This is a genomic window from Halotia branconii CENA392 (genome assembly GCF_029953635.1).
Taxonomy (GTDB): Bacteria; Cyanobacteriota; Cyanobacteriia; order Cyanobacteriales; family Nostocaceae; genus Halotia; species Halotia branconii.
Genome location: NZ_CP124543.1, coordinates 1,288,740 through 1,304,661, shown reverse-complemented (window position 1 = coordinate 1,304,661; position 15,922 = coordinate 1,288,740). Strand labels below are relative to the sequence as shown.

The 15,922-nt window shown below is 41.7% G+C and carries 13 protein-coding genes; 8 read left to right on the top strand and 5 right to left on the bottom strand.

What is annotated here, in order from left to right; translation table 11 throughout:
• Positions 1 to 124 precede the first annotated feature (124 nt).
• The 3 genes from QI031_RS05915 to queC form a co-directional block, all read right to left on the bottom strand.
• The gene (locus tag QI031_RS05915; RefSeq protein WP_281484272.1) at positions 125 to 703 is read right to left on the bottom strand and encodes a TIGR04376 family protein; all 579 of its coding nucleotides are present in this window, start codon (positions 701 to 703) and stop codon (positions 125 to 127) included.
• Positions 704 to 945: 242 nt separating this feature from the next.
• Positions 946 to 1,788, bottom strand: a complete 843-nt coding sequence (locus tag QI031_RS05910; protein ID WP_281484271.1) for a D-alanyl-D-alanine carboxypeptidase family protein — start codon at positions 1,786 to 1,788, stop codon at positions 946 to 948.
• A 459-nt stretch (positions 1,789 to 2,247) separates the two neighbouring features.
• Positions 2,248 to 2,940 carry a 7-cyano-7-deazaguanine synthase QueC gene (gene queC, locus QI031_RS05905; RefSeq protein WP_281484270.1) on the bottom strand — a complete coding sequence of 231 codons (693 nt, stop codon included), beginning with the start codon at positions 2,938 to 2,940 and terminating at the stop codon, positions 2,248 to 2,250.
• Between the two features lie 604 nt (positions 2,941 to 3,544).
• Here queC and QI031_RS05900 point away from each other — a divergent pair.
• The 4 genes from QI031_RS05900 to fcmC all read left to right on the top strand — a co-directional run bounded on the left by QI031_RS05900 (position 3,545) and on the right by fcmC (position 7,263).
• Positions 3,545 to 4,624: a Gfo/Idh/MocA family oxidoreductase gene (locus QI031_RS05900; RefSeq protein WP_281484269.1), complete on the top strand. Its 1,080-nt coding sequence runs from the start codon at positions 3,545 to 3,547 to the stop codon at positions 4,622 to 4,624.
• Between the two features lie 144 nt (positions 4,625 to 4,768).
• Entirely contained in the window at positions 4,769 to 5,383 is a 615-nt protein-coding gene (locus QI031_RS05895; RefSeq protein WP_281484268.1) for a DedA family protein, read from the top strand.
• 231 nt (positions 5,384 to 5,614) lie between these two features.
• Positions 5,615 to 6,763, top strand: coding sequence for a filament morphology actin-like protein FcmB (gene fcmB / locus QI031_RS05890; protein ID WP_281484267.1), 1,149 nt, complete (start codon positions 5,615 to 5,617; stop codon positions 6,761 to 6,763).
• Positions 6,764 to 6,768: 5 nt separating this feature from the next.
• Entirely contained in the window at positions 6,769 to 7,263 is a 495-nt protein-coding gene (gene fcmC / locus QI031_RS05885) for a filament morphology membrane protein FcmC (protein ID WP_281484266.1), read from the top strand.
• Between the two features lie 288 nt (positions 7,264 to 7,551).
• On the opposite strand, the gene QI031_RS05880 is transcribed toward fcmC, so the two are convergent.
• Positions 7,552 to 9,828: a cation:proton antiporter domain-containing protein gene (locus QI031_RS05880; RefSeq protein WP_281484265.1), complete on the bottom strand. Its 2,277-nt coding sequence runs from the start codon at positions 9,826 to 9,828 to the stop codon at positions 7,552 to 7,554.
• 105 nt (positions 9,829 to 9,933) lie between these two features.
• Here QI031_RS05880 and QI031_RS05875 point away from each other — a divergent pair, with 105 nt between their 5' ends.
• Entirely contained in the window at positions 9,934 to 10,158 is a 225-nt protein-coding gene (locus tag QI031_RS05875) for a PH domain-containing protein (protein WP_281484264.1), read from the top strand.
• Here QI031_RS05875 and QI031_RS05870 read toward each other — a convergent pair.
• Entirely contained in the window at positions 10,147 to 11,037 is an 891-nt protein-coding gene (locus tag QI031_RS05870) for a hypothetical protein (protein WP_281484263.1), read from the bottom strand. The two genes, QI031_RS05875 and QI031_RS05870, sit on opposite strands and share 12 nt — an antisense overlap.
• A gap of 356 nt (positions 11,038 to 11,393) precedes the next feature.
• On the opposite strand from QI031_RS05870, the gene QI031_RS05865 reads away from it, so the two are divergent.
• The 3 genes from QI031_RS05865 to QI031_RS05855 all read left to right on the top strand — a co-directional run bounded on the left by QI031_RS05865 (position 11,394) and on the right by QI031_RS05855 (position 15,760).
• Positions 11,394 to 13,322: an alpha-amylase family glycosyl hydrolase gene (locus tag QI031_RS05865; protein WP_281484262.1), complete on the top strand. Its 1,929-nt coding sequence runs from the start codon at positions 11,394 to 11,396 to the stop codon at positions 13,320 to 13,322.
• A 258-nt stretch (positions 13,323 to 13,580) separates the two neighbouring features.
• On the top strand, positions 13,581 to 14,345 hold the full coding sequence (locus QI031_RS05860) for a DsbA family protein (RefSeq protein WP_281484261.1): 765 nt from the start codon (positions 13,581 to 13,583) through the stop codon (positions 14,343 to 14,345).
• A gap of 230 nt (positions 14,346 to 14,575) precedes the next feature.
• On the top strand, positions 14,576 to 15,760 hold the full coding sequence (locus tag QI031_RS05855) for a class I SAM-dependent methyltransferase (RefSeq protein WP_281484260.1): 1,185 nt from the start codon (positions 14,576 to 14,578) through the stop codon (positions 15,758 to 15,760).
• Positions 15,761 to 15,922: the final 162 nt, after the last annotated feature.

The window sequence follows — 15,922 nt, the reverse complement described above, 5'->3', positions numbered from 1 at the left end:
TCTAAAAAGGATAAAAATAAAATTAAAAAATAGTTTAAATATTCTTTTGTCATGGTGCATTAGCAAACAGTAATCGGCAAACATTTTATAGACTGAGAATTGATTACTGTTTACTGATAACTAATTATTTTCCCAAATTGCGTTTCATTTGCTCTAACTCGTCTTGAGTTTCCCAATTGCGAAACTTTTCTTCTAAATCGTCAAATCCACTAGAATAACTACTCGTTGGATTCCACCAGCCATTAGTTTCTAAGCGTTGTTGGGTTTGAGTTTGTTGAGCGCGTGCTGTTTGTGCTTCAGTGGCTTTTGCTTGCACCTCCTGTCGCCGTATTTGGATTTTTCGCAATAATTCTTTAGATTGTTCTATGCGTTCTTTCAAGCCTTGCATCTGTCCCCAGCGCTGGTTTCCTTCACGCAGTAAGGCTGCTTCTCTTGCTTGCGCCGCAGCTGCTAAATCTTGTCTATTGGCATTTTGTGCTTTTTGAACGCGAATGTGCCAACGCTGGATTTCTTGGGCGGTGGACAAAATTTCTTCTTGCGATCGCTTTTCTTGTAGCTGTAAATCTGCAATTAACTTTAAAGTATCTTCCTCTTGCTGCCGCAGCTGTTCTAACAGCGCCTCTAACTCCAAATGTGGATTATTACGCAAGAACTCTTCTAAACGGTTTTCTAGAAACCGACTCAAATCATCAAATAAGCCCACTGCTAGAACTCCAGAGGTCAGGTGCGTAACTATTTTATCAAAGTCAGCTGTAAACTTCGTCCTCTCATAGTAAAGATAGTTGCTCTTTAAATTGGGGCATTGGGCATAGGAAAGAAGCAGCACTTCGACTACGCTCAGTAACCGGGGCAGGGGGCGGGGTGCAGAGGAGATGAAGAGGAATTACCTCTTTCTCCTTGTCTCCCTGCTCCCTGCTCCCTTGCTTCCCCTGCCTCCCCTGCTTTTCATAGAGGTGTCACCCAATAGCTGATTTTCCTCAACACCTTATTTTTAAAACCAAACTGCGATAAATATTCTTCTGACAAACCGATATAAGTCCAATGTGGGATATCGTTTTCTACAGTCTGAAACCAGCCATTTTGATTTAAAGCATGTCTTTGGCGATCGCTAGACACGCGTAAATCAATCGCTAATCCCCAAAGATGTTGCGAGGTTCCAGGAGGTGCGACTACACCGAGAATTGCTGTTTCTTTACCCTGTTGTACTTTTTCTAAGGTTTGATTATCAGTGTATTTTTGCCAGAATTTTAAATTAGTAGCAAAACTGCGAGTACAATCACCCGTACCATAACCAGATTTTAGCGGAATATTTTCTAAACTTCTAGCTTGATTTAAAGCTACAGCTGCCGATTTTTGTAAATAACAATCGTTAGTACCATCAACTTTCTGCATTGTTAAAGTGGCTTGGAACTCGTTAGTTTCTTGTTCGTTAGTAAAAATAACTGTAGATGGTAATTTTACCTCTGATTCCGGATTGACAAATGCTGCACCATACACACGCAACAAAGTATATTCATAAGTATCTGGTTGAGGAATTGATTTTAATTTACTAGCGATCGCCGATAAAAAGCGCTCCTGATCACTCAGTTTTGGGTTAGGAATAAATATAGATGATTTCGGTTTTTGTGAGGAATCAATACAAGATAATGAATCAGGAAATAAACATTCGTTCGCTGGTTGAGCATTTGTAACTAGTTTATGGTGTTCTATGCCGTTGCTAGCAACTACCGTAAAAATAATAAAGATCGCAATAGCAATAAATTTTGTTTTTTTGATAATTACTTTCATTTGTTTATCTGATCAAGCTTTGCGCCCAAAAACCTGGACGCGCAAACTTTTCGCTTTAGCATCTTTACTAGTACAGGTAGGCTTCAATAGAGTACCCATTTCAAACGCCTAAAATTATCGTCAAAAGGTAATTATGTAGAAACACCGGGCGATTAGAAATCACGCGCCAGTTGCTTATTCCAAAGGGAGACACTACGCGAACAAGTCAGGTATTGCCTTTCGGCAGACGCTCATGGGAGAAGCCACGCTCTTTTAGGGCGCTTGACTGGAGGAAAGTACAAGCTCCGTCCCACTCTCTCCCCCTGCCTCCGGTCACTGAGCGTAGCCGAAGTGCTGCTTCCCCTGCTTGCCCAAATGTATCAACTTTAAAGTGAAATGGTATTACTCCCTGCTCCCTGCTCCCCTGATTCTTTTAACCAATGCACTAGCTTGGCTATTTTATTTGTATAGCCCCAGACTTCAGTCTGAGGGACTATTTTTTGCATAAGGTAGTGGATCTTTTAATCCCAATTCGGCAAAAGCAGCTAGCCGCAATTGGCAAGAATCACATACACCGCAAGCAGTATCACCACCAGCATAGCAAGACCAAGTTAACTGCCAAGGAACTCCCAATTGGTTGCCAAGTTGGATAATTTCGGTTTTTTTGAGATTAATTAAGGGTGTAACAATGCTAATTGGTTTCCCTTCGCGTCCTTGTTTAGATCCCAGGCGGAAAACTTCTTGCATTGCTTGGATATAATCAGGACGACAATCAGGATATCCTGAGTAATCTAAGGCATTAACACCGATATAAACCCGTTCAGCAGCGATCGCCTCAGCATAGCCCAAAGCAAAGCTTAAAAATATAGTATTGCGTGCAGGTACATAAGTTATGGGAATATTTTGAGACATCTCATCTAAAGAGCGCTCTTGGGGTAAGGCAATTTTGTCATCTGTCAGTGCTGAACCACCCCATTGCCGTAAGTCAAAATTAACTACCTGATGTTGGATTACCCCAGCTTTGTTAGCGACTAACACCGCTGACTGTAACTCTCGTCGGTGTCGTTGCTGATAATCAAAGCAAATAGAGTGACACTCACAACCATCAGCTTTAGCTTGGTACAAAACCGTGGAAGAGTCTAATCCACCAGACAACAGAATTACAGCTTTCATCTCAATTTCAAACTTTGGACTTCCGATTACTCAACTACACTTACTCAATCTTTGTTGGTTATGGTGGTTTTACTGTGCCTTTATGATTAAATGAAACATTCTATAGCAAGATCTTAGAGAATAAAAATAGGGCAAGTTGTTCAGTATTGCAGATAATTATGCAAAAATTATTTGAGTATTTCAGCGGTGGCAATTTCCAATATATCTTTTTTTCATACAACTCTCTCAGTAACACCTTTTAGTTTTTTTGTAATTTTACTGACAAAAAAAATGTTAGTTTTCAACGGCATTAATTGAATATTGATCCCGGTAATTAATTGCCCACATGTCTTGTGAGAGTTTTCACTTAGGTTTTACTTAGTTAAAAAAGTTAATAAAAAGACACATGTGATTTTATGTAAATAGCAAACAACTGATCAATCAGAGAATTGAATATACAAAAAATAGCCAGATTACGGGAACTGATCGCAAACTTTGAAATTCTTCATAAAGAGAGCCTCTATGTTACCATCTGGATGGTTTTAGACGGATCGTAACTGGCTGTTCAGTATAAACGCCAACGGCCGTAGCGTCTCTAAATTTGGTGGTTGAGGAGAGAACAATAGTGCAAAATAGCATGTCAGTGGCAGAACCAAATTCATATACACAGCGCAATCAACCACGACCGATTCGCATAGGCGTAATCGGAGTGGGAAACATGGGGCAACATCATACCCGCGTACTGAGTTCAATGAAAGATGTTGAACTAGTCGGCGTAGCAGATATCAATGTCGAACGTGGCTTGGAAACAGCCAGCAAATACAAAGTACGTTTTTTTGAAGATTACTGTGACCTGCTACCTCATGTGGAAGCAGTTTGCGTAGCTGTTCCTACCCGTTTGCATTATGCAGTGGGTATCAACTGTCTATTAGCAGGGATTCATGTTTTGATTGAAAAGCCGATTGCTGCAAGTATTTCTGAGGCAGAATCGCTCGTAAATGCCGCAGCCGAATCTCAGTGCATCCTGCAAGTAGGTCACATTGAACGCTTCAATCCCGCATTTAGGGAACTGAGTAAAGTTCTAAAAACTGAAGAATTACTGGCCTTAGAGGCTCACCGGATGAGTCCTTATTCAGATAGAGCAAATGATGTTTCGGTTGTGCTGGATTTAATGATCCACGACATTGACTTGCTGCTAGAATTGGCTGCTTCTCCAGTAGTGAAGTTGACAGCTAGCGGTACTCGCACCTTGGACTCTGGTTATTTGGATTATGTGACTGCTACTTTAGGATTTGCCAACGGCATTGTTGCTACTCTGACTGCTAGCAAAGTCACTCACCAAAAAATTCGTCGCATTGTTGCCCATTGCAAAAACTCATTTACCGAAGCAGATTTTCTCAAGAATGAAATTTTGATTCATAGACAAATAAATGCTAACTCAACTGACCACCGACAAGTACTTTACAGGCAGGATGGTTTGATTGAGAAAGTCTACACAACTAACATTCAACCCCTAAGTGCAGAATTAGAGCATTTTGTCAATTGTGTACATGGTGGCAACCAACCTTCCGTAGGTGGTGAACAAGCTCTTAAAGCTCTCAGATTAGCAAGTTTAATTGAGCAGATGGCTTTGGAAGATCGGGTTTGGAACCCATTAGAATGGCAATCTGAGCCGAGAGTGCAATCATTAACTCCGACCGTTTAAGAAAGCAGGGGAGCAGGGAGCAGGGGAGCAGGGGAGGCAGGGGAAGCAGAGGGAGAAAATAACCTATGCCCCATGCCCCATGCCCAATGCCCCATGCCCCCTATTTTGACTTATAGCGAGTAAAGATAATTAACTTTTAAGTTGATGCTCGAATGGATAATTAATACTATTAACTCTCTAGGTTATTGGGGAATTGCGCTGTTAATGTTCTTAGAGAACGTTTTTCCGCCCATTCCTTCAGAGTTGATTATGCCACTGGCAGGATTCACAGCTAGAACAACCCCAGACAAGCTCAATATCTTTGGTGTATTTTTTGCTGGACTTTTAGGTTCTGTAGTAGGCGCACTAATATGGTACTATCCAGGTAAGTTTTTGAGCGAAAAACGCTTGAAAACTTTAGTTGACAAGTACGGTAATTGGCTAGCTATATCCAGTGAAGATATTACCAAGGCAAAGCGCTGGTTTTACAAACAAGGCAAAAAAGCAGTTTTAATTGGTCGCCTTGTACCGGGAGTCCGCACTTTGATTTCTGTACCCGCAGGACTCAGCAATATGAACTTGCTGTCGTTCCTATTTTATACAGCCTTGGGTAGCGCTGTTTGGGTAGGTTTGCTAACATACTCAGGATACGTATTGGGTAGTCAGTATGAACTTGTGGACAAGTACCTTGCTCCTGTATCTAAAATCATGCTTGGGATTCTGGTTCTGGCATGTTTTGGCTGGGTACTCAAGCGTCAGCGGAAAAACACCAGAAGCTAAAAAGCAACCGCTTTTTATGTGAAAGTGGGGGTTACATCTGGTTAAAATTCGCCTACACTATGCCAAATAATGCTCAGTTTGCGTTGGCAAAGCTTACCGAAAGGTATCGCCTAAATTTAATTTGGCGTATTTGTAGTTACACTTGACGGAACCTAGAATTTCTGGTATCTCGCATGTTTGGAAGATGAGTAGGATAATTTTTTACAGTTTAAGCAAGGACTAGGAGTTTTCATGACAGACCAACCTTCCGCCGCTACCCCAATGAATGCCGCTGCAATACCCCTAAATAGAGTATCAGCGTCTACCCCAATCAATGCTACTGGTATTAAGCAGCCAAGTAGCGGTTCAAGCAAAGCCATTCTCAGTGTTGATTTAGGCAGAACTTCCACAAAAACTTGTGTCACTCGCGAACCAAACAATGTGGTGTTCGTACCTGCCAACGTCAAGAAAATGTCCATCGAACAGGTACGCGGGGGTGTTTTTGAAGCCCGCGCGACTGATCCTTTAATGGATTTGTGGTTAGAGTATCAAGGCAATGGTTATGCTGTTGGTCAACTAGCAGCAGACTTTGGCGCAAATCTAGGAGTCGGTCAATCGAAGGTAGAAGATGCACTAGTTAAAGTGTTGGCAAGTGCAGGCTACTTTAAACTTAAAGATGAGATTTCGGTCGTACTGGGTTTACCTTTCCTTTCTTTAGAGCAATTTGAAAAGGAAAAAGCACAACTAATTAGCCAAGTGACTGGCCCTCACATGTTGAACTTCAGAGGCGAATCTGTATCTTTGAATGTGAATAAGGTTTGGGTAATGCCAGAAGGCTATGGTAGTCTTCTGTGGTCTGAAGCTCAACCCAAAAAAGGAGGCACAGTTCCCGATTTTACAAAAATATCGGTGGCAATTGTGGATATCGGCCATCAAACCATCGATTTGTTAATGGTGGATAACTTCCGCTTTGCACGAGGTGCTTCTAAGAGTGAAGACTTCGGTATGAACAAGTTTTATGAACTAGTATCCGCCGAAATAGATGGAGCAGATAGTCAATCTTTAGCATTGATTTCTGCTGTCAACAAACCCAAGGGCGAACGCTTCTACCGTCCTAAAGGTGCTAGCAAGCCCGCCAATCTTGATGATTTTCTCCCTAATCTGATAGAAATGTTTTCTAGAGAAATCTGTAGTCGCGTTCTAGCTTGGTTGCCAGAACGGGTTACTGATGTGATCATCACTGGAGGCGGTGGTGAGTTCTTCTGGGAAGACGTTCAACGTTTACTTAAAGAAGCTCAAATTAATGCCCATTTATCCGCACCTTCCCGGCAAGCAAATGCTTTGGGGCAGTATATTTATGGAGAGGCACAATTGTCTTCCAGTCGCTCCTCTAGGGCTTAAAACTGATGTTCCAATGGTCAAAAAAGGTAGTTAAATCGGTCACATTCAATCCTGGGGTTGCTGATGAAAGTTTGTTAGCGGTTGTAGAAAGCCATTTGGAGCAACAACCTGACAAAACTTTTAGCGACCTCTGTAAAGAAGCATTATGGCAATCTTTATGTGTACCGGAATCTGTAAAACCTAGTCCAAGACCGACAGCAGCACCAGAATCGGTTGAGCAAAAAATCGATGAACTGCAACGTCAAATGGCTGACCTAGAGGAACGTTTTTTTGCGAAGGGATCTAATCCGAATCGTTTGGAGGCGATGGAACGCCATATTTTGCAACTGACGCAACAAATGGCGCATTTAGCACTTATGGTTAGTGAACGTTCCATCAATCAGCCTCCAACGACATCAGCACCAGCTGTAGAAGTGTTGAATACTACTTATTCAGCTTCACCACAAGAAGAGGTTGACCCCGTTATCAGCCGCTTAAGTCAGTTCCTTGATGATTTTTAAGGAATAGTTAGGGTTGTGAACACTTTTTGCTAGCTGCAATAAATCCTTAATAGGGTATCCTATTAAGGATTCTTAATTTTGATGATGATGCATTTTTGGGGGATAAAGTTATGAAAAAAAGTAATGTCTTTTAACAAACAAGTCACAAGAAAAAGCACAGTGCTGACTAACCTGCTGCAATAACACTAACTCACTTGAAATTAGGATTTTTGCCTAGTACATGCTTTTGATTACATAAACTAGCTTGAATTATGATTCAGGGACTTTAGTTAATCATATCAATTGTCCCTAATATAATGACTGCGCCGCTGTAGTAATAACTGCCACTGGGCAATGTGCTTTACTCAAAATTGCATCTACTCTATGACCGAAGAAAACGCGACCCGTAACCATTCGGATATTACTTCCTAAAATAATTAGGTTAACTTCCTGGGTTTGGGCAAACTTGAGGATTTCCCTTTCTGGGCTGGTTCCTTGAAGAACGTAGGTTTTAACATCAGCATTGAGATTGCGGCCAATTGCTGCTTGCTGTTCAAGCAGATCATGAGCAATTTCCTTCACAGGAGCTAGCGATCGCTGTTCGTAAAGAATATATTCAACTTGTGGTAAATTAATCACGTTAACGAGCATCACTAATGCCCCTGTTTGAGCAGCGATCGTACTTGCCATCTCTACAGCATTTTTGCTATATTCTGTCCCGACTGTTGGCACGAGAATCTTGTTCAACTGTTGTTGAGGGATTTTACTTGTCTCGCCTTTGGCTTGGGGTAGGTGTGACTTTACCACCATCGTTGCACAAGGCGCTTCTTGTACTACTCGGTCAACAAGCAAATTGAATAATGCTTTCTGGCCGCGTGTCTGCTCGGAAGCTCCCAGTACAATCAAGTCGTAGTTTTTGTTCGCTTCATTCACAATTACCTCCACTTTACTACGTCCAGACTCCGTTTTTGTTTGCAGGGTAGTATCAGTAGGTAGCTGCATTTCCTCAGTTACAGAAGTCAGAGCTTGCTCAGCAGCTGTATCTTTGACTTGGGTTGCCGTCCGCCGTACTTTGCTTTGAGGTTGCTTATCACTAAGAGCATATAGAGCTGTGACTTCTATGGAGTTTTGATGAGCCATGTGGCCGACTAGCTGCGCCGCAAGTTGGATGTTGGGGCCACCACTAGTTGGTATTAAGACACGCTGAATCTGCTTGATAAAGCTACGGCTATCCTGCTGTTCTTGTTCCAAACGTCGAGCTTCCTCTTCACCCATAACTACCTTCGACAAAGACCAGCGCAGAAGGGGTGGAGCTAGTAAGGAAGTGACGATCGCTACCATGACAATAATCGAGTACATCTGGGGATTTAGCACTCCCAAAGATAAACCAATCGTGGCCACGACAATTTCCATTGCCCCGCGCGCATTCATCCCCGAACCCATTGCCAAACCTTCCCAATGACTCAAGCCACCCACGCGAGAACCAAGGTAAGCACCTGTAAACTTGCCAAAACAGGCAACAGCAAGAACAATTAAGCCAAATATCAACGTTTGAGGAACTAACAAAGTTAGCAAGTTAACTTTCAAGCCCGCAGTAGCAAAAAAAATTGGCGCTAGAAAGCTTGCTGTGAATACTTCTAGCAAATGTCCAGCTTCATTGCTAAAACGGCGGGATTGACCTGCCAGAATCCCCAGCACAAAAGCACCTAACGCTGCTTCCAGACCTAATTCGTGGGTAAGGGCTGCTGCTGAAAGCGAAAGAATCAGTACAACCGACATACTAGCGGTGATTCCACCAACGTAGTCATCGACCCAGCGCAAAATCTGGTCTACGATGGTACGCCCAATTGTGAATGCGATCGCTAGAAATAATATAGCTGCGCTCACAGAATGGAAAACTGTACCAAAGTCAAATTTGCCGCTACTAGCTAGACCTGAAACCACAGAGAGTAAAATCCATCCAATGGTATCGTCGGTCATGCCAGCCGCCAAGGTGACTTGACCAATATCACGGCGAATCAGGTTCAAATCCATCAGCACCTTAGCAATTACTGGTACTGCTGAAATGCTCATTGCTGTAGCTATAAATAAGCTAAAAACCAATCTTTTTGCCGGATCTGCTAAAAAACTATTTGGCAATAACCAGCCTAGTCCAAATCCGGTGATAAACGGGATAATAATTCCGCCCAGTGAAATTAGCAGAGCCGTTTTACCCTTACGCAAAATCAGCTTTAAATCCGTCTCCAACCCAGTCACAATCAGTAAAAATAACACACCCAACCAAGAAATTACTGAAAGTAAATCAGACTGTTCTTGGTTTTTGGGAAAGATCTGCGTTTGTAAATCTGGAAAGAGCAAACCAAATAGAGAAGGGCCAAGCACCACACCTGCCAGTAATTCTCCAACAACAGGCGGTAGGTTAATTCGGCGCATCACCTCACCTAATCCCCGCGCTACAAGCAGCAATAACGACAGTTGTACCAGTACCAATAGTAGTTCATGATGACCGAGAGGTTTAATTAAACCGTCACCTGCTGCTTTCTGTGCAGCGAGTACAGGTACTAATACCAAGGACAGGTTTTGCATAGAAGCGTTCAAAGGTTGGATTACAAATTTTTCAAAGGCTGCTCTAAGTTAATCTTGAAAGTCTTTACTTCCACATCGGTCTAGAAGGTTAAACTTTCATGATTAATGACAAGATTATTATGGGCGATCGCCTTTTTCCCTTTTATTGAACGTGAGTTCGATGAACCTCACCCCAACTCCTCTTTGTTGGAACAACTTTCTGCGGGCTGCCTCACCAAGTGGAGCAACTTTGGGAAGGGTTTGCGACCCAGGCAACTGGCGTTGAAAACAATGGAAGCGGAGTTTTTTCCAATCGTCGAACTCACATTAATACTAATTTCAATTCGCTAACCAAAAGGCAGTATTCCTGACATAAGTTTGGATATCTTTTAAAGCTTGTGGCTCTTTTCTCATGCCGTCTCCTGGAGCTTCATCTACAAAAGTAGGACAGCCTTTTTCAATATCCCAGTTGTAGTCTACTAAATGATGGAAACTGGAGTTTGCTATTGCACGTCCTAGCATGTTGCCTTGTGCATCTTGATAATGTTCTATTGCTACTACAAGATTAAAATCACGACCTGTAACTAAGCTTTTACCCATTGCAATTACTTTCGCGTTTGGATTACCCAAAGTCACTCCAATACCGCCTTCATGAGGATGTGATGGAAAAAAATTGATCACTCCAGTAGATGAATTGGGCTTTTTCAAAAGTTCATGAACGGGTTCAATAATGGTAATTTTTTGATAGTCGCCGTTGGCTCCAGAATGATAGTTAGGCCAGGAAATATAAGTTGTATAAGGATCATCTCGACAGCAGCGAGAGTCATCAGGATCGGGATTTTTAGTGTTGAAATAGTGGACATTACCAATATCAACTAAATCGCACATAGAACAGCCCATATCCTGGTGGTCACGGGCTGTTAAAATACCGCCACCACGCTGCCGAAATGCATTAATGCCAGCGATATCCTTAGGCGTTAAACCATCACCGACATCTAAAGCAAATAGCCAAAGTTGATCAAAATCTGATTTGTCAAGGGTACTTAAAACTGGATCACTACCCTGGGCATTTGTTGCGTAATCGCGTCCTGTCACTTCAAATAACGAATTTCCCGCTTCGTCTTTGATAGATGCTAGGTAATCTTGTAACATCGAAAAACGAGAAATGTTCCAGTCATCTTCAGTCGTAGGAATCGTAGTCTGCAAAAGAATACGAATTGGTTTTGTCATCACTTTTACAAGACGAACACCACAATTGAGTATAAGCGATCGCCAGACACTAATCTTAACGGTTGATAAGGTGGCTCAAGATGAGATGTGGCAATAATTTGAGGTTAATGGATCTCAAACCTTATAAACGCCTTTATTTTCAACGTGGTTTTCATACTCTATTCCTTATTCAACAAGCTATATAGCTATGTTGTCACCCGTTAAGGTCTTGAGGTGTAACAATAAACTAGCCAACGATAGATACTTATACCAAAAGAAGGATGGCATAATACCTTAGTTTGCTAATGCACATAACATTTCAAAACGCTATGTTTACGCCTCTGCAAACATAAACTGCATGAAACTGTACATTTTTTATGGTTAACACGCCTCCATCCCAGTTTTCGCCAGATCAATACAAAGTAGATTCTGCCAAAACAGAAGTAGAAGCTTTAATACAAACGCCGCCATCTGATGCTGAAATAGACCTAGAGTTTCTTTACACCAGAGATATTGAATTTCGTCAAGAAACACTCTATTTTTTAGTGGTTGACCGTTTTTATGATGGTGATCCAGATAATAGTGAAGGTTCTAACTCAGAACTATACGATCCCACTGGACAAGATTGGGGTAAGTACTGGGGAGGTGATTTGCAAGGTGTGATCGATAAATTAGATTATCTCAAAAATATGGGAGTAACCGCTGTTTGGTTAACTCCATTATTTGAGCAAGTTGAAGAATTATTTGTCGGTAATGCAGCCATCCACGGTTATTGGACAAAAGATTTTAAACGGATAAATCCTCGCTATATTGCAGAGGGCGAAGATCCTTCTTTAAATAACACTCAAGAAGCAAAAAATACAACCTTTGATCGCTTAGTTGCAGAACTACACAAGCGGAATATGAAGCTGGTGTTGGATATTGTCTGTAACCACAGCACCCCTGACACTAGCGGTAGTAAAGGTGAATTGTATGATGATGGTGTCAAAATTGCTGACTTCAATAATGATGTGAATAATTGGTATCACCATTATGGGGAAGTGCAAAATTGGGAGGATGAATGGCAAGTGCAGAACTGTGAATTAGCAGGTCTAGCAACTTTTAATGAAAATAATACTGAATATCGTGAATATATCAAATCAGCAATCAAACAATGGCTAGACCGGGGCGTTGATGCATTGCGGGTAGATACTGTCAAGCACATGCCTATCTGGTTTTGGCAAGAATTTACTGGCGATATGAGTAATCACAAGCCAGATGTGTTTATTTTTGGTGAATGGATTTACAGTAATCCTAGTGACGATCGCTCGATTGAATTTGCCAATCATTCGGGCATGACTATGTTAGACTTTGGACTATGCGTGGCCATTAGGGCAGCACTAGGCCAAGGTTCAGAAAACGGATTTCAAACAATTCAATATATCTTTGATCACGATTATCGCTACAGTGGGGCGACGGAGTTAGTTACCTTCATCGATAACCACGATATGCCCCGCTTTCAATCGCTAAATCCTGACCCAGCCATGCTGAGGGTAGCGATCGCCTTGATTATGACATCTCGTGGTATTCCCTGCATCTATTATGGTACAGAACAATATCTGCATGACGATACCGATGGCGGTAACGATCCATATAACCGCCCGATGATGGAAAATTGGGATACCGATACTGAAATTTATCGTTATGTTAGGCTACTGTCTGGGTTACGACGATTGAATCCTGCTGTATCAATGGGTAGCCATTGGTTAAAATATCTCACCCCCGACATTTACTGTTACGTACGCCGTTATCGTGAATCTCTATGTTTTGTAGCCCTTAACCGGGGAGGAGAAGTCACTTTACCAGAAGTAGAAACAGAATTACCTGATGGCGAACATACTTGTGTAGTGACTCGGAATAAATACGAAGTCAAAGACGGCAAGATTTATGATTTCTTACTCGAAGAACGTGGGGTAATTGTTTTTAGTCACGTTGGCGAAAGAATTAAAGCAGAGACAATTGTGCGCGCACAACTCAACGGTGTACAAACTCAACCAGGGGAAACTATTGTTGTAACTGGAGATTGTCCAGAACTAGGTAACTGGGATATCAGCAAGGCTTATCCTTTAGAGTACATTAACACCAATACTTGGTTTGCCGAGATTCCCTTTAACGAGAGTACTGGCAAACTGATTAGTTACAAGTATGCCATGTGGCGAGAAGGGCGATCGCCCCTGCGGGAAAATCTTGTCAACCGCCGCTGGGTAATCGCTAAAGAAGGTACAGTCAAGTGGCGTGATACCTGGGCATCGGGACGAGAATCTTAGAAATTTAGGCATGGGGCATAAGAGGCAGTGTTTCGACTACGCTCAACAACCGGGGCAGGGTGCAGGGTGCAAGGGGGATAAAGAAGAATTGGGGAAACAAATGTCTCCTTGTTTCCCTGTCTTCCTCTGCTTCCTCTGCTCCCTACTCCCTTGCTTCTTTGCTAGCCCCTTTTCATGGAATTTATTTTTCAAGTGCGATCGCTTTTACACATAATCAGGCAATACTAAGAAAATACTGAATTGATCAAGTATTTTGCTATGCGTCAATTATTGCAATACCTACGTACCTGGATCATACTAAGTTTAGTTTGTTTGCTATTAACTTGGTCGCTTCCTGCACAAGCCGCTAACCAAATTAATCCCAAATTAGAACAGCAAGTCTTACAAATTATCCGCGAACACCCAGAGGTATTAATCGAATCTGTTCAAACATATCAGCAGCAACAGCAAGATAAATTAAAGCAAGCACGACAAGCATTTTTACAAAATTTCAAAACTAATTCGCAAGCAGTAATTGGTAATTCTCCTGTTGCTGGTTCGCCTCAAGCAAAAACTGTACTGGTAGAATTTTCTGATTTTCAATGTCCCTATTGCGCTGAGGCACATAAAACACTCAAGCAGTTGCTAGCAACACATCAAAATGATTTGAAATTGGTTTATAAACATTTTCCCTTACCAATTCATGCTGAAGCAATGCCAGCAGCCCAGGCTGCTTGGGCTGCCAATCAACAAAGTAAGTTCTGGGAATATCAAGATGCGTTGTTTACAAATCAAAAGCAACTTGGTGAAGTTTTGTATTTAGATATTGCTAAAAAACTCAATTTAGATTTAGAAAAATTTAAGAGCGATCGCCTAATTGCCAATGCTGCTATTGATCAAGATATCCAACTAGCTCAAAAATTGGGAATCGCTGGCACACCTTTTTTTGTAATGAATAGTCCAAACTTCTCTGGTGCAGTGCAACTATCAGACATCGAAGGTAAATTGACTGATACCAGTAAACAAGGAAATAATATTCCTTAGCCCCTAGTTTAAGTAGCGATCGCGCTAAAAATTGCCTTAAAAATCTTCAGTTTTATCAACGCTAAACTTGCTGCTTAATTGTGGTTACAATAATTTTGTTAGTTTAAATGTCCGTAAAAGGGCAAAATATTTGTGTGAATATTGTCACTTTATAGAACTGATGCAAACAGCAGCACAAACTTTGGCAACAAATTCTAATATCCTAAAAAGTTAAGCTTTAAAATTTTTAAATGGATTCTAATCCCGCGCTGTGTGCAGCCATAACTAATCGCATTGCAGCCAGTCCTCAAAGGCGAATTACTTTTGCTGAATACATGGACATGGCGCTATATCACCCTGAACACGGCTACTATTCCAGTAATGCAGTCAATATCGGGTTTAAGGACGGTGATTTTTTCACCTCTTCTAGCCTTGGCGGTGACTTTGGCGAATTACTCGCAGTACAATTTGTCCAAATGTGGGAGATTTTAGGGCAACCTGTACCTTTTTCTCTGGTAGAAATGGGAGCAGGGCAAGGACTACTGGCGTTACATATCCTAGAATGCCTGAAACTGCACTACCCAGATTTTTTAGCTGCGCTGGAGTATCTGATTGTAGAAAAATCCCCGGCATTAAGGCAAGAACAACAGCAACGCTTGCCAGATTTTCCTGTACGTTGGTGCAATTTAGAGGAGATACCAACTAATTCAATTACTGGCTGCTTTTTTTCTAATGAATTAGTGGATGCGTTGCCAGTGCATCAATTTATTTTAGAAGCGGGGAAACTGCAAGAAATTTATGTGACAACACAAGAAGTATTTTCTGCTTCTGCTTCTGTTCCCAGGTTTGTGGAAGTGACAGGGGAATCATCTACACCGCAACTAACACAATATTTGGATGTAGTAGGCATTGATTTGTCTCAAAGTGTTTATGCAGATGGCTATCGTAGTGAAATTAATTTAGCTGCTCTTGATTGGTTGGGTATAGTAGCAGACCGCTTGCATAGAGGGTATGTGCTAACAATAGATTATGGCTATCCTGCCAGCCGTTATTATAATCCCAGGCGATCGCAAGGAACGCTACAATGCTACTATCGCCATCGTTACCACAATAACCCTTATATCAACATCGGTCAGCAAGACATCACCGCCCATGTTGACTTTACAGCTTTAGAGCGATCGGGTAAGGAATACGGTTTGAAAAAAGTCGGGTTTACGCAGCAGGGTTTATTTTTGATGGCTTTGGGTTTAGGCGAACGAATTGCTGCCATCTCGCACCAAAAACTACCTATCTCCGAGTTGCTGCGGCGGCGGGAATCACTACACCAGCTGCTAGACCCTATGGGAATAGGTGGTTTTGGAGTTTTAGTTCAAAGCAAAGGACTTGATGAAAAAGAAAATTCTCAATTGCTCAAAGGATTAATTTTGCCAGAGTAAAAGTAAGTGTAAAAAGTTAAAACTCTATTTAACAATGCTGTATCTATCTGATATGGATTAGCATGACATTGATTACTGTGCAGTTAAAGACATTAGGAAAATAATCACGATGACAGCTCACGAACTTTTATTACTACTTACACTACTTACCCCCGGTATTTT

What these genes read in the sequence shown, in the direction of transcription:
- QI031_RS05910 (WP_281484271.1), bottom strand. Translation starts at nt 1,788, where the DNA reads ATGAAAGTAATTATCAAAAAAACAAAATTTATTGCTATTGCGATCTTT.
- queC (WP_281484270.1), bottom strand. Translation starts at nt 2,940, where the DNA reads ATGAAAGCTGTAATTCTGTTGTCTGGTGGATTAGACTCTTCCACGGTT.
- QI031_RS05895 (WP_281484268.1), top strand. Translation starts at nt 4,769, where the DNA reads ATGCTCGAATGGATAATTAATACTATTAACTCTCTAGGTTATTGGGGA.
- fcmB (WP_281484267.1), top strand. Translation starts at nt 5,615, where the DNA reads ATGACAGACCAACCTTCCGCCGCTACCCCAATGAATGCCGCTGCAATA.
- fcmC (WP_281484266.1), top strand. Translation starts at nt 6,769, where the DNA reads ATGTTCCAATGGTCAAAAAAGGTAGTTAAATCGGTCACATTCAATCCT.
- QI031_RS05880 (WP_281484265.1), bottom strand. Translation starts at nt 9,828, where the DNA reads ATGCAAAACCTGTCCTTGGTATTAGTACCTGTACTCGCTGCACAGAAA.
- QI031_RS05875 (WP_281484264.1), top strand. Translation starts at nt 9,934, where the DNA reads ATGACAAGATTATTATGGGCGATCGCCTTTTTCCCTTTTATTGAACGT.
- QI031_RS05870 (WP_281484263.1), bottom strand. Translation starts at nt 11,037, where the DNA reads ATGACAAAACCAATTCGTATTCTTTTGCAGACTACGATTCCTACGACT.
- QI031_RS05865 (WP_281484262.1), top strand. Translation starts at nt 11,394, where the DNA reads ATGGTTAACACGCCTCCATCCCAGTTTTCGCCAGATCAATACAAAGTA.
- QI031_RS05860 (WP_281484261.1), top strand. Translation starts at nt 13,581, where the DNA reads ATGCGTCAATTATTGCAATACCTACGTACCTGGATCATACTAAGTTTA.
- QI031_RS05855 (WP_281484260.1), top strand. Translation starts at nt 14,576, where the DNA reads ATGGATTCTAATCCCGCGCTGTGTGCAGCCATAACTAATCGCATTGCA.